Source organism: Prauserella endophytica, from assembly GCF_005146945.1.
Lineage (GTDB): Bacteria > Actinomycetota > Actinomycetes > Mycobacteriales > Pseudonocardiaceae > Prauserella_A > Prauserella_A endophytica.
Map to the genome: position 1 here is coordinate 1 of NZ_SWMS01000046.1, position 13,427 is coordinate 13,427.

The window sequence follows — 13,427 nt, forward strand, 5'->3', positions numbered from 1 at the left end:
TTCTGGATCGCGTCGGGCAATCCGATCTTGGTCCATCCGCGGCTTACACAGTTGTCATGACACGGCCTGATGGTCGCGGGCATCGCCGTCCTCGGTGGACTGCTCACCTTCGTGATCATCACCTTCGTCAACGGACTCCCACTACTCCAGTCCCAGGTCGTGGCCAGCCTTGACCAGATCCGGGACTGGCTGACCAACGGGCCACTGCACCTACGCGCCGAGCAGATCCAGACGTTCATCGACGACGCCATCGGCGCGATCCAGGACAACCAGGCCGCCATCACCCAGGGCGCGATCACCACCGCGACCACGATCGGCGAGATCCTCACCGGATTCCTGCTGACCGTGTTCGTCCTGATCTTCTTCCTGTACGACGGCCCGGGCATCTGGAGGTTCGTGACCCGCGGCGTGCCCGCCCGGGTGCGCGCCCGGGTCGACGTGGCCGGCCGCCGCGGGTTCGCGGCGCTGGTCAACTACGTGCGGGCAACCGCCGCGGTAGCGCTCGTGGACGCGGTCGGCATCGGCATCGGGCTCGCGATCATCGGTGTCCCGCTGGTGATCCCACTGTCCGCGCTGGTTTTCCTCGCCGCGTTCGTACCCATCATCGGCGGCATCCTCGCCGGGACCGTCGCCGTGTTGGTGGCACTGGTCGCCAAGGGATTCATCGCCGCACTCGTCGTGCTCGCCGTCGTCATCGGCGTCAACCAACTCGAGGCCCACGTCCTCCAACCCCTGCTACTCGGCCGCGCCGTACGACTGCACCCACTCGCCGTCGTATTCGCCATCGCCACCGGGTTGATCACCGCCGGCATCGCAGGCGCACTCCTCGCCGTCCCACTCCTCGCCGTCCTCAACGCCAGCATCAAATCGCTTCTACACGAAGAACACACCGAACCCGAAACCATCGACGTCCTGCACGACGACCACAACCAACCTCCACCGACCGGCCCGGACGACACGAACGCCACGTGATCAACGGCATAACAGTCCAAATAGAGCGTGTACTGCCCGAAAGACCAGTCGGCCCATGGTTCCCCAGGCTGCTGTTGGAAGGTGATGATCATGGATGACATACCCGATCTGAACGCCACCGCCCGAGGTGACCAGTACGCCCACATCGAAGCACGGTTGGTCGACGAGTACGGCCCCAGACGCGGCACCGCTGTGCGCCACGTGATAGCCGAGGAACGAGGCCGGTTCGCCAACGCCCGGATACACGCTTTTGTACCCATCCTGGTGGAGCGCTCGGTGCGGACTCGGCTCGGCACCCCCCGCCCGTCGTATCCATCGACGCCCGCAACAAGCTCCGAGAACTGTCAAAGGGCACGATCGTGGACCGAGCGGGTGGGCAGTGCCGGCGCCGGTTCGGTTAGCGCCGACGTGGGCTGGTTGGGCGGGCCGGTGGCGCCGATACCCGGCGCGACCCATCCCGCCGCTGCCAGCGGCGCGCCCATCACAGCGGAGATGGTGGTGGTCACTACGACGCTCGGTTGCCGCCGCCCAGCCGAAGTCGTCCGGGTCGCTACCGAGTCCGTGGCGATCGAAGCCGCCTGATCAGGCCAACCGCAGCGACCACAGCGACCACGAGGACCGCGGTGACAGGAGACCCGGCGCACGTCGGGAGTGTTTCGACCGGTCTTTGTCGGCCCCGTGTGTGGCGGTTGGCGGTACCGGTCTCGCCCTGCCCTGCCGGCGGTCTCGTGGGGGTCTAGGCTGAGGGTGCACCTGGTCACAGCGTTCGATCGAGTTCCATCATGGCTCGACGGGAGCGGGGTCTGGTGCGATCGGGCATCGCCCCGGACCTTGGCGAAGAACATGTCGAGCCTGTCGACGCGCCAAGGAGATCGCGGGCATGTTCTCCCGAGCCATCCCACCTGACATTCGCGTACGGCCCAACTGGGCGTCCGCGTAGTTGGGAATTCCTCTTCCCCTCAGCCTTCGGTCTATTCACGACGTTTCTTCGAGTATCCGGGGTGAGCTGTCCGGAAGCGATTGTGGCCCGATCACCGGAAGCAGTTCGCGATCTGGCGCACCAAAGGAGTCATCATGAGCATGAGTGTGATCGGCTGGATCGTGCTCGGTCTGATCGCCGGCGTCATCGCCAAGTACCTGCTGGGTAGTAGGGCGAAGCACGGCGTCATCGTCACGATCCTGATCGGCGTCGCGGGGGCGTTGGTCGGCGGCTGGGCCGCCTCGGAGTTCTTCGGCATCGCAGCCACCGGCGGTTTCTTCGACCTGTCCACCTGGCTCATCGCCATCGTGGGGTCGGTCGTCCTGCTGGGGATCTACTACGCGATCACCAACAGAGGCCGCGGATCCAACCGCAGATCCAGTCGTAGGTCCAGCCGCGGGCGCGGTGTCTGGCGCGCTCGGCGATGACGGGCTCACCAACCCGGCGGCGGTGGCGCGGACTCCGCCGTCCCGGTCCATTTGCCGGCGGGGACACCACGGTCGTGACAAGTCGAGAGCCGTCTCCGAACCTGGCACCCGGCCAGGTCGAACCACCACTCGTCGAGAGCCCGTCGCCACGGACCGCGCCCCACAATCAGGCACAGGACCAGGCCCTGGACCGCCAACAGCGGCGGTCGGACCGGACCCGCACGGTCCGGATCGTCTGCACGATCGTCAACGTCATCTGTGGCTTGTTCGCCGTGGTGCTCGTCGCGCACATCGTCATGGTGATGGGTGAGGCGAACCCGGCCAACGGGGTCGCGTCGTTCGTGCGCGACTTCGCCACCGCGGTGTCCCTGGGATTCAACGACCTGTTCACCCCCGCTGACGTGAAGATCCGGGTACTGCTCAACGACGGCTTCGCGGCGATCGTGTGGCTGGCCTTCGGCGCGGTGGTCACGAGCTTGATCCGCCGTTTCGCGCTACCCAACCCACACGAACTCATGCGCTAGCGGCAGGCGTAGCGCACCATCCCGCCGCCGTCCGCACGGCGGCACAGGACAAGACTCAACCGATCCCATCCAGCCCGAGCACAAGAGAGGGGTAGCCAACGCGAGCATCACGTGACACACCTCTGCTCGGCGGCGATCAGCCCTGCCGCCTGGGCACTGTTTGTTTTGTCTATATGGACAGTCGTTCAGGGTTGACTCGGAGAATTTACCGGAGCAGTGGGGAACATCCTCCGGTCGAGCGCGTACCATCGGCGTAGATGCCCGGGACCCCGGTACGAGTTAGCCGACCGAGGGACCAACCCCCATGGCACACATCGATCCGATCCTGAGCACCGCACCGGTCTCGAGGATCGCCGGACCCCACCAGAGCACGGTCGCGACCATCCTGCGTGCTGTAGAACTAGGCTTGTTCACCGCGGCCCAAGCCGAACTCATGATCGACCGGGTCCGCGCACACCTGACCGCGCTACCGGTCACATCGCCAATCCCGCCGCCAATCCCGCCGCCAATCCCGCCGCCAATCCCGCCGCCGGTCGCACTGTCATCCGTTGCGGACGGTCTTCCCGCCACGGTCGTCGGGCTCGCGTCGGACACTCTCCTCACAGGTCCCGATAGGACATTCTGATGACTTCGTCCATGACGGTTCGCCCGCCACCAGCACCTGTTCCCGAACCGAAGCCGATGATCATTCCTGGCCGAACAGTCGGCGAGCAGATCCTGGTCAAGATCTTCGTGTTGATACCGTTCGCCGCGCTAGTCGCGGCAGTCCCCATCGCATGGGGCTGGGGGCTGGGCTGGACCGACCTTGTCCTCGCCGCCGCCTTCTACGTGGTCTCCTGTCTCGGGGTGACGGTCGGCTACCACCGGCACTTCACCCATCGCGCGTTCAAGGCCACACGCGGTCTGCGGATCGCGTTGGCCGTCGCCGGCGGACTGGCCGCACAGGGACCGGTGATCGGATGGGTCGCCGACCACCGCCGCCACCACGCCTTCTCCGACCGCGAAGGCGACCCGCACTCACCGTGGCTGTTCGGCACCGGCCCGGTCGCCCTGGCCAAAGGGTTCTGGCACGCCCACATGGGCTGGCTGTTCGAACGCGTCAGCACCAACACCGAACGCTTCGCCCCAGACATGCTCGCCGACCGCGACATCCGGATGATCGACCGGCTGTTCCCCCTCTGGGTCGCGCTCACCATCGCGGTCCCCACCGCGCTCGGTGGGTTGCTCACCTGGTCCTGGTGGGGTGCGTTGACCGCGTTCTTCTGGGCCGGGCTGGTACGGGTGTCGTTCCTGCACCACGTGACCTGGTCCATCAACTCCATCTGCCACATGATCGGCGACCGGCCCTTCGCCTCCCGGGACAAGGCCGCCAACTTCTGGCCACTGGCGATCCTGTCCATGGGCGAGTCCTGGCACAACTCCCACCACGCCGACCCCACCTGCGCCCGCCACGGCGTCCTACGAGGCCAGATCGACATCTCCGCCCGAGTCATCTGGACCTTCGAAAAACTCGGCTGGGCCACCGACGTGCGCTGGACCAACCCCGCCCGACTCGCCCGCATCACCGCCACCACAGACCGGACCACACACCGGGACACCCCAGACGATGCCCCGCACGAGGAGATGACACCGTGATCGCCGTCCTCCCGCACCTGTCGACCGACCGTTCCCCACCCGCGGCCACCGCCCAGCCAGACCCGCACCCAGCTAGTCAGCTCCTGACCATCACCACACATCCAGCCCCACCCGCCGCGACCGTGCTCACGGTCCGCGGCGAGGTCGACGCGCTCACCAGCACACAGCTGCGAGATCATCTGCACCCGCACCTGCGGGACACCGTCCCACAGGTGATCATCGACCTCACCGACGTGGGGTTCTTCGCCGCCGCCGGGCTCACCGTGCTCGTGAACGCCAGACAGGCAGCGGTGGCGGCGGGTGTCACGCTCTGCCTGGTCGCGTCCACCCGCCCGGTGCTGCTGCCACTGAGGATCACCGGACTGGACGGCATGTTCGACATCAGCCCCGACCTCACCCACGCCCTGTTGCGCGCCGGCTGCGGATCAGACGGATAATCCGCCATGCGCAGTCCTCGAGTGGCCGAGATCCTGTCGGTGATCGCCGACGGCGGGGGTGAGCAGGTCGCGCTGCCCGCCCGGTTGGGCGCGGAATGCCTGTCGGCTTTGCCGGTCACTGGTGTCGGGGTGGCGCTGATGACCGCCGACGGGCCCAGCGGCGTGGTCCTCGCCGCCACCGACCGACGGGCCCGGCAGTTGGAAGAACTGCAGTTCGCCCTCGGTGAGGGGCCATGCGTGGAGGCGTCCGGCAGTGGTCGCCCGGTGCTGCAACCAGACCTCGCGGCCACCGGGTCAGCCGGGTCGGCGCGGTGGCCGCGGTTCGGGGCCGCCGCACTCGACGCCGGGGTACACGCCATCTTCGCGTTCCCGCTACGCGTCGGCGCCATCCACGTCGGCGTCCTGGACCTCTACCGCGACACCCCAGGACCACTCGCCACCCTCGAACTCGCCGACGCACTGGCGTTCGCCGATGCCGCCACCGTCGTGATCCTGCACCTGCAGGATCACGACGAGCACGGTGGTGTGAGCGCCGCGTTGACCGGGCCGATCGACAGCCAGGCTGAGGTTCATCAGGCAACCGGGATGATTACGATTCAAGTCGGTATCAGCCTCGCCGAGGCGCTGCTGCGGCTGCGAGCGCACGCGTACGCTACGGGACGGACGGTGTCGGCCGTCGCCGCCGATGTAGTCAACCGACGCCTGTACTTTGACGACAGCGAACTCGGCGCCATCACACAGCGCGACGACCGGTCATGACCCTCAACGAGACACAGGCGGTGGGCTCATGACGAGCCGGGAACAACTCCTCGCCAGCACCTTCGTCAGCCTGGCCGACACCCTGGTGGCCGACTTCGACGTCATCGACTTCCTCCACACCCTGGCCACCCGCAGCGTCGAGCTGCTCAACGTCGACGCGGCTGGGATCATGCTCGCCGACGGCAAGGGTGGTCTGCATGTGATGGCCTCCTCCACTGAGGAAGCCCGCCTGCTGGAACTCTACGAACTACAGAACAACGAAGGCCCCTGCCTGGACTGCTACCGGTCCGGGCGCCCCGTGGCCCGCGACGACCAGTCCGCGATGAGACAGTCCTGGCCGGCCTTCACCAAGGAACTGCAAGGGCTCGGGTTCCACTCCGCGCAGGCACTCCCGATGCGCCTACGCGACCAGACCATCGGCGCGCTGAACCTGTTCCGGCTCCAACCCGGCCAACTCAACCAGGCCGATCTGAGCCTCGGCCAAGCCATGGCCGACGTCGCCACCGTCGGACTGCTCCAGGAACGCGCCATCGCCGCCAGCGAACTGCTCGCCACCCAGCTGCAGACCGCCCTCGCCAGCCGCGTCCAACTCGAACAGGCCAAAGGCGTCCTCGCCCAACGCGCCGGCCTGCCCATGGACGAAGCCTTCCAGGTCATGCGCGCCTACGCCCGCAGCCACAACCGCCGCCTCAGCGACGTCGCCGCACAGATCATCGACGGCACCCTCGACGACAACCACGTCCGCACAAGCCCGAACCCGAAGCCCAGAGCGCAACCTCAAACCTGACCGACAGGACAGCATCTCGACCAACCCCCACCGGCTCGACCGGCCAGGACCACCTCGAACCACCCGCGGAGAACACCAGCATCAACAACAGCGTCGTCAACAATGTCGTCTATCTGGATGGACGACCCGCCGCGTCGCCGGCCACGCTGGCCGACACCTTCCAGCTGCTGGAGCAGCGGCCGGACAGCATGGCGTGGATCGGTCTCTACCGACCGGCCGAGGCACAGCTGATGGCCGCGGCCACCCAGCTCGGGCTGCACGAGCTGGCGGCGGAGGACGCCATCACCGCCCACCAGCGCCCGAACCTGGAACGCTACGACGACACACTGTTCATCGTGCTGCGCTCCGCGCACTACCACGATGACACCGAGCAGGTCGACTTCGGCGAGCTGCACCTGTTCGTAGGCGCGATTCCGACCGGCCCTTGGCAGGACTGGGCGGCACGGCTGGTCCCCACGCTCACCCTCGAAGCGGTCATCGCCTGGCTCGACGCCGGCCAGCCCAGCCCCGACCACGCCGCCGACCGCATCGGCCATGCCATCCAGGGAGCGATCCAGGCCGCCCAAACCGACTGACCGCACACGTAAGCGGCCCACAGGGCAAGCCATCGCTGATACCCGAGGACAGGCCACTGTCCAATCGCGACACTCCGCACCGACATGATCTACAACACCACTCGCACCTGCGGCCGGGAACCCGTTGAGTCCAGCCCTAGTTGGGTGCTGACCCGTGAAGTTGAGGAACGCGGCTAGCGGCTGTTGTCCGTCGAGCGGCGTGGCTTGATGGTCGCGGCGGGGCGTGAGCAACTGGCCAATGTCTGTGCAGCGCTGTTGGAATCATCTGTCCGCGTGAGGTGGGTGCGGTCGGAACCGGATCGGTACGACGGTCGGGAGGTTCTGCTCGCGAGCCTCGCGAAGTTGCTGGTTTTCCAGCGTGAGCACGTTGATCGCGCGGACCAGTGCCGGCACGTCCGCCCGGAGTTGCTCGAGTTCGGTGTTCTTGTTGGCGATGGTGTTCTTGAGCCGGGTGATGGTCTTGCGCAGCCGGTCTTCCACCTCGGACGTGCCGTTGCGTTCGCGGACGCGCGTGTAGAACTCGGTCTTGAGGTCGGTGTGCCGTTGGGTGAGCGCGTTGCGGGGGACGCCGGCCTCGTGGGCGAGAGCGACGATCGTCAGGGCGCCGTTGGAGTTCTCCGCTGTGCCAGCCAGGATGCGGTCCATCGCGGCACGGATACGGCCGCGTTCCTGATCGCGTTCGTCGCGTGCAGGACTCATCTGGTGGTGCCCTCCAGCGTGGTTCGGGTCCGGTCGTGGATGTCGGCGTAGCCTCGCAGCCGGCTGGCGTTGGTGCGTAGCCGCTCGGCGATCGGATGGGGCGCGTGGCGTGCGCGTGTGTCGAGGAGGTCAGCGCGGTCACGGAGCTGAGCGGCGTGCTGGTCCGTGCGGACGCTGTTGCCGCAACCGGGGACACAGTGATCCAGACTGGGAGTGTCTTTGACCGTGTCTTTGATGCCGTCGCGGTGGCACAGTGCCTGCTCGCGTTTGTAGTGGCAGAGCAGAAACGCGTGCGGGTTGTCGTAGATCATGGCGTCCTCGTTCGCCAGCAGACGCTGGGCGGTGCGGATAGTGATCGCGGTGCCGGCAAAGCGCGGGGCGGTCGCGGCGGCCGTGATAGCACGTCGCGCTGCCGGACCAGAAACGCCGCCGCCGCTGTCCAGGTCGTCGTGTAGGTCGGCGACGGTGTCGGCGACCGCGCGGACGGTCTCCATGTCCAGCAGTTCATGGATGCCGCCACGTCCGCGCGAGGCGTAGCCACCGGAGACGGCGGTGCGCAGGTGCCCGTACTGGATGGCCAGGGCGACCAGGCCGTTGGGGCGGCGAGCGATGTGCCAGGCCAGCGACCGGCGGAATCGGGCGGTGCCGATCCGGCCGTGCGGGTCGGCGGGAATCGCCTCGCCCGGCAGGTTGTGCGTGACGGCTTCCGCGTTCGCCCAGGCCACGAAATCCTCGATCCGGTGCCGGATGGCCACCGGCTTCAGCGACCCCGTGCCGGCCCGGTGGTAGCGCACATCGTGAACGCGGCGGTCGAACAGCAGGCTCCCGTCGGGGACCATACGTTCCAGGATGCGGACCGCGTTGACCACGGGTGTGATCGCGACCCAGGGCACGTCGCGTTCGACACCGCCGGATTGGTGGTTGCCGTCCGCATCGACGGCGTTCTTGTACTCGTAGGTGCGGATCAGGTGCCGTCCCATGTTCCCGTTGGTGTTCTTGTCGGTGTTGGGTTCCGGGTTGGGGCAACAACCGGTTCGCATACCCAGAACCTCACCGGTGCGCATCCCGGTCAGATAGGCACAGACGATGAAGGCTGCGGTGCCCAGGTGCCGCATCAGCACTGGGGCCTCGGTGAAATCCAGCGCCTTCCGCCACGCCGCGCCGTCAATCCGGCCGGTCACCGGGATGTCCAACGGGCACGGCCCTGGCCGCTGCGCGGCGATCGCGGCGAGTCCTTCGCGCTGGTTCAGCTTGTCGATCTGGGAACGTGAGGCTCCGGTGATGCCGCTGAGGTAGGTCGTGGCGAGACAGACCTCGCCCCGGATGCGGCTGGCGGGTAGCGGGGATCCGGCGGCGAGCAGCGGCGCGAGGAACGCCTCCAACGCGGCTTTCCCCTGCGATGTCCCGGTAGTGGTCCGGGCGGCCTCAGCCAGCCGCTGCGTCTCCGCCCAGGCTGCGAGGACGTCCTCGGCCAGGTCGTCGACCATGCGCATCGCCCACACAAGTAGCGGGCCCATGGTCTGTTCGGCCAGTGGCTCGGTCTCGTTCTCCCCACCGGTTGTTGTGGCGGCGGGAAGGTAGTCATCGGCTCCGCATTCGTCCCACGGAGGCCGCCCGATCCCGGCAGGCCGGGCGCACAGCTGGTCAAACGCCCACAGCCGGGTCACCGCGCCCAACACCTTGTGCGTGTGGTTGCGGTTGATGTGCATGGTGAGTAGGTGCTGCCCGTAGCCATCCAAGACGCTGGGGGTGCAGTCGGCGAGACGCCGGATGCCGCAAGTCTCCAGCCAGATCGTCAGTCGTATCCAGGCCGAGATCGTCTCGTGTATCTGTGAGGCGCTGAGGCGGGAGCGCAGCCGGTTTCCGCGAGTCTGCAGGAACGTGGGCCACAGCTGGCCGTTGATCATCGTCCAGGCGGCCAGTCGCAGTTCGTCGGTGAACACCGCCGGGCAGTTGCGCCAGTGGATCACCTTCTTGCTGGTGCTGGGGTTGGCCGTCAGCGGGCCGAGCGGCCACGCGGGGTCGGCGTAGTGGGCGTTGAGGTGAGCGTGCATCGCCACGACGAACTCTGGCTGGACCACCGGAGTGCCGGGTTCGGGCAGCGGTAAGAGATAGCGGTCACCGGAGTCGATGTCAGAGTCAGTGTCAGCGGCGATGTTCGGGGCGGCGGTCACGTGTCCGGTGTTCACGTATCCAGGTCTCCGGTCAGCATGAGGTCGATCAGTTCCCGGTCGGCGTCGGTGACGTGAGCTTTCGCTCGTGTCCACACGGTGTCGCCGAGCTTGGTCTTCAGGTCGTCCAGGCGGGCGTGGGTCGCGCCCCAGTCCGCCTCCCACACCGCCGGGGCCAGCACGGAGCGCAGGTTGTCCACCGCGTGGTGCAGGTGGGCGAGCCGAGGGTGGTGGCCGGGATGGATCCGGGCGTTCACGCAGCCCAGGCACATCAGGAACGACGCCCCACAACGACCACCAGAACCGCTACCATAACCACCACCAGGTGGCGGGTAGGGGCTGTGCTCGATGTCGGCGCAGTCCGCGGTCGCGGTCTCCACGTCGCCGGGGTCAGGCGCGTCCCGGAGCTCGGCCACCAGTACCGTCTGACGTGCGTGCTCGGTCGCCTCTTCCGCACCGGCCGCGATGATCGCGACAGCCTCGGCCTGGACCCGCTTGTCGACCAGCACGTAGTGCCGGTCGTGCGTGTCCTGGCTGTTTTGGCCCGGCTCGCGGCGGTCGAGCGCGTTCACCGTCTGCCGTCCCCGCTGAAACGGCGATCCGCGCAACCCCACCGCGTGCGCCCACCGTGCACCGGTGTCGCGATGAACCCCGAAATGGAACGGACCGACCGGTGGCTGCCGGTCACCGTCGGCGCGTTCCCGACCGACGACATGCGTTCGCCACACCACCAGCAGATCGGTTTCGGGCGACCGGTCTGCGACGATGGCGCGAGCAAACCGGGTAGCCGCCAGCGCCTGAGTGATCAGCCGACCCGGCGAGGCGGCACCGTCATCAGTGACGTTGCGGGTCTCGTAGAAGCGGCCCGCGCCGCGGCGCCGTTTCTCGATCGGGATGCGGTACGTCGGCCGGCCATCCTCGCCCGGGTCGGGCGACGCCCGCGGGACCGTGGCCCGGTCGATCACCGAGAGGTTCCAACCGAACTCGGCCAGCAGCAGCACCCCGAGCGCGGTGGCCTCCATGCGGGACAGAAACAGCCGCTGCCACGTCACCGCCGCGGCCATGCCCCCGAACGCCGTCCGGTACTTGTAGACGATGCCCTGCCCACCTCTCGGGCGGCGGCCGGGGTGGCGGATGAGGTCGCCGGTGCGGGCGAGGACGTCCAAGGCTTCGCCAAGGACCCAGTCGCGGCTGCCCTCAATGAACTCGTCCGCCTGCCAGCGGTGCAGGTGGGCGGCGTTGTGCTCGATCCGCAGCAACGCAGCACGGAACATGCGCCGAGCGGCGAGCTTGAGCCGGTCGAACTCGGCCTCGCTGTAAGACTGGATCCCGCTGCGGGGTCGCGGGGCGCGCCTCGCCAGCGTGTCCGCGATCGGCCCGGTCTGCAGCCGGGAGTCGGCGCGCAGCAGGCTCGTGACCGCGGTGAACGTGGTGTAACCGCCCGCCGTGGCCAGCACACGCTCCCGCCAGCGTTCGAACAGGCTGGCGGTCAGTTCGTCCACGTCACGCGGTGGCCGCACCTGCCGGGACAGGAAGCTCGTGAACGTCTGAAGCTGCCGCCAGTACATTGTGGAGGTGGCGTGCACGGTCCAATGGTGCGGTGTGCAGCGGGCAGCGAACAGCGCGGCCAGCGAGCGCTGCAGCGGCTCGGCGACCGGCAGCGAAGTGAAGTCGTACTCCTGCACCCGGCCGGCGCTGTTGTAGTGGAGCACGACCATACCGTCCGGCGCGACATACTCCGGGCGGGCATGATCGGCCGACGGCAGCGACGCCTGGCGCCCGCGGCCACTCACACGGGGACTCACGCGATCCCACCGGACGCAGGCCGCAGGCGATCGTCCAGGTCCTGGATGCCCTCCGACTCCCGCGCGATCCGCGCGAACACCACGTCCAGCTCGGGCATCGGCGCCGCCACCGGCTCAGCCGCGCCGGCCAGCATCGACCGCAGCTGCAGGTCCGCCACCGGCGCCAGATACCGATCCACAGTGGTCTCCCGCGACGCGTGCCCCAACAGGCACTGCACCATGAACCACGGATCCCCATACAGCTGCTGCCGGAAATCCCGCCGCTCCTCCGGACTCAACCCGTACTTCAGATCCATCAGGGTGTTCAACACGACCAACATGAACAGAGCGAACGAGTGCCGCGCCGAGTGCGGCGTCGCGTACGGAGCGAACACCTGATGCGGATCGAAGCCCATCCGGTTCGGCGGAGTCAGCACCCGCTCGCAGCGCCGGTTCGCGGCGGTGAACACCCCCTCCCAGGAATGCACCTGGAACGGCAGGCCCTGCTCGTTGAGCCACAACCACAACGGCTCCAGCCCCCGCGGCCCTTCGATGAACAGCGTCATCCGCTCCCTCGCCGTGAGATCATCCAACCCTCGCTCACCAGTGACGCCAGCCTCGTCACGCCAACGCACCACCGGCTTGCGGCCCCTGGTCACCTCGGTAACCACCCGCCTGTCCGGCACCCGGTCGTAACGCCCCTTCTTCTGCGCCTGGCGCACCGCCCACGCCCGCGAGGACTCCACATACGCCTCGATCTCCCCGACCGCGTCGGCGGCGACGTAGAACGTGCGCGGCTTCTTCGACCGCGTCACCTCGGCCGCGACCTTCCCGCGGTAATAGCGCGCACCGTCCACATGTCGCGCCGGCACCTCGAACGTCAGCAGCGACCCGCCCTCCGACCGTCGCAGCCCCGAGGTGACCAGCAGTCGCACGAACGCGACGTTGCGGTCCTCCAACCGGCCCACCCAGCCCGGTTCCGGAACCCTGTCACGGGTGTGCCCACGTAGCCCGACATCGATCCATCGCCGCCACGTCCGCGGCGTCAGCCAGTGCACATTGCTCGGCCGCGCGTCCTTGGCCCTGGCCGCCGGCACCGTCAATACCGCACCCTCACGACCAACCACCTGCTTCATCGCCAGCGGGCTACGCCGCACGTGACTGTTGTTGACCGCCCACCAGTACAAGCTGGCGAACGCCGCCAGCTCGCGATCCCACTTCGAGCCCCCGACCCGGCTCGGATTCCGCTCCGCGAACCGGCGCCAGTGCTCGTAGTCCTCCACATCCCTCTCGCTCGCCGCAGTCCACACCCGACCGCGACCGGACAAGAACGTCAGAAACAAGCTGATGTCCGTGGCGTAATTCCGCCGCGTCTCCGTCGTGTACTCGCGGAACCGCTTCGACTGCCCGTACAGACTCAACAGCGGATCCACGCGATACTCCGGCGACAAGAAGATCGGGTCCCCCGCCCGTACTCCCGCCTCGCACTCCCGCGCCGACAGGTCCGCCCAGCCCGCCAGCACCTGTCGTCGTACCCCACTGCGCACCGCATCCTGCGGCACCCAAAACACTCGCCAGCCCGCCACGCCACCGTCCCTCTCGAAGTGGATCAACACCCACATTCAATAGGGAACTGCGCTGGCGCGGGCAGGGCCGCAGCGTCGCCTTCACGTACAC

At 67.8% G+C, this 13,427-nt stretch carries 12 protein-coding genes and 1 pseudogene; 9 read left to right on the forward strand and 4 right to left on the reverse strand.

The window, feature by feature from the left end; all coding sequences use genetic code 11:
- Positions 1 to 66: 66 nt before the first annotated feature.
- From FCN18_RS36890 to FCN18_RS36930, 9 genes and pseudogenes are all read left to right on the forward strand, one after another.
- Positions 67 to 972 (forward strand): annotated as a pseudogene (locus tag FCN18_RS36890) (AI-2E family transporter); the annotation flags it as partial.
- Between the two features lie 90 nt (positions 973 to 1,062).
- Positions 1,063 to 1,554, forward strand: a complete 492-nt coding sequence (locus tag FCN18_RS36895; protein ID WP_137097338.1) for a three-helix bundle dimerization domain-containing protein — start codon at positions 1,063 to 1,065, stop codon at positions 1,552 to 1,554.
- A gap of 492 nt (positions 1,555 to 2,046) precedes the next feature.
- Positions 2,047 to 2,379, forward strand: coding sequence for a GlsB/YeaQ/YmgE family stress response membrane protein (locus tag FCN18_RS36900; protein WP_323808404.1), 333 nt, complete (start codon positions 2,047 to 2,049; stop codon positions 2,377 to 2,379).
- Positions 2,380 to 2,453: 74 nt separating this feature from the next.
- Entirely contained in the window at positions 2,454 to 2,903 is a 450-nt protein-coding gene (locus FCN18_RS36905) for a hypothetical protein (RefSeq protein ID WP_228714325.1), read from the forward strand.
- A gap of 636 nt (positions 2,904 to 3,539) precedes the next feature.
- A complete protein-coding gene (locus FCN18_RS36910; protein WP_407675814.1) occupies positions 3,540 to 4,538 on the forward strand; it encodes an acyl-CoA desaturase in 999 nt (332 codons plus the stop codon).
- Entirely contained in the window at positions 4,535 to 4,975 is a 441-nt protein-coding gene (locus tag FCN18_RS36915) for an STAS domain-containing protein (protein ID WP_158303265.1), read from the forward strand. Before FCN18_RS36910 ends, FCN18_RS36915 begins: the two co-directional genes overlap by 4 nt.
- A gap of 21 nt (positions 4,976 to 4,996) precedes the next feature.
- Entirely contained in the window at positions 4,997 to 5,734 is a 738-nt protein-coding gene (locus FCN18_RS36920; protein ID WP_206078078.1) for a GAF and ANTAR domain-containing protein, read from the forward strand.
- 28 nt (positions 5,735 to 5,762) lie between these two features.
- Positions 5,763 to 6,521, forward strand: a complete 759-nt coding sequence (locus tag FCN18_RS36925) for a GAF and ANTAR domain-containing protein (RefSeq protein ID WP_137097341.1) — start codon at positions 5,763 to 5,765, stop codon at positions 6,519 to 6,521.
- A 188-nt stretch (positions 6,522 to 6,709) separates the two neighbouring features.
- Positions 6,710 to 7,096 (forward strand): CorA family divalent cation transporter, encoded by a 387-nt coding sequence (locus tag FCN18_RS36930; protein WP_206078079.1) that lies wholly within the window; start codon positions 6,710 to 6,712, stop codon positions 7,094 to 7,096.
- 261 nt (positions 7,097 to 7,357) lie between these two features.
- On the opposite strand, the gene FCN18_RS36935 is transcribed toward FCN18_RS36930, so the two are convergent.
- From FCN18_RS36935 to FCN18_RS36950, 4 genes are all read right to left on the reverse strand, one after another.
- Entirely contained in the window at positions 7,358 to 7,795 is a 438-nt protein-coding gene (locus tag FCN18_RS36935; RefSeq protein WP_206078080.1) for a hypothetical protein, read from the reverse strand.
- Positions 7,792 to 9,984 carry an integrase gene (locus FCN18_RS36940; protein WP_206078081.1) on the reverse strand — a complete coding sequence of 731 codons (2,193 nt, stop codon included), beginning with the start codon at positions 9,982 to 9,984 and terminating at the stop codon, positions 7,792 to 7,794. The genes FCN18_RS36935 and FCN18_RS36940 overlap by 4 nt, the downstream gene beginning before the upstream one ends.
- Positions 9,981 to 11,678 carry a hypothetical protein gene (locus FCN18_RS36945; protein WP_137097342.1) on the reverse strand — a complete coding sequence of 566 codons (1,698 nt, stop codon included), beginning with the start codon at positions 11,676 to 11,678 and terminating at the stop codon, positions 9,981 to 9,983. Before FCN18_RS36945 ends, FCN18_RS36940 begins: the two co-directional genes overlap by 4 nt.
- An 89-nt stretch (positions 11,679 to 11,767) precedes the next feature.
- Entirely contained in the window at positions 11,768 to 13,312 is a 1,545-nt protein-coding gene (locus FCN18_RS36950) for a site-specific integrase (protein WP_206078082.1), read from the reverse strand.
- Between the last annotated feature and the right edge of the window lie 115 nt (positions 13,313 to 13,427).

Coding starts and splice junctions, on each gene's coding strand:
- FCN18_RS36925 (WP_137097341.1), top strand. CDS start 5,763: ATGACGAGCCGGGAACAACTCCTCGCCAGCACCTTCGTCAGCCTGGCC.
- FCN18_RS36895 (WP_137097338.1), top strand. CDS start 1,063: ATGGATGACATACCCGATCTGAACGCCACCGCCCGAGGTGACCAGTAC.
- FCN18_RS36900 (WP_323808404.1), top strand. CDS start 2,047: ATGAGCATGAGTGTGATCGGCTGGATCGTGCTCGGTCTGATCGCCGGC.
- FCN18_RS36935 (WP_206078080.1), bottom strand. CDS start 7,795: ATGAGTCCTGCACGCGACGAACGCGATCAGGAACGCGGCCGTATCCGT.
- FCN18_RS36910 (WP_407675814.1), top strand. CDS start 3,540: ATGACGGTTCGCCCGCCACCAGCACCTGTTCCCGAACCGAAGCCGATG.
- FCN18_RS36930 (WP_206078079.1), top strand. CDS start 6,710: ATGGCGTGGATCGGTCTCTACCGACCGGCCGAGGCACAGCTGATGGCC.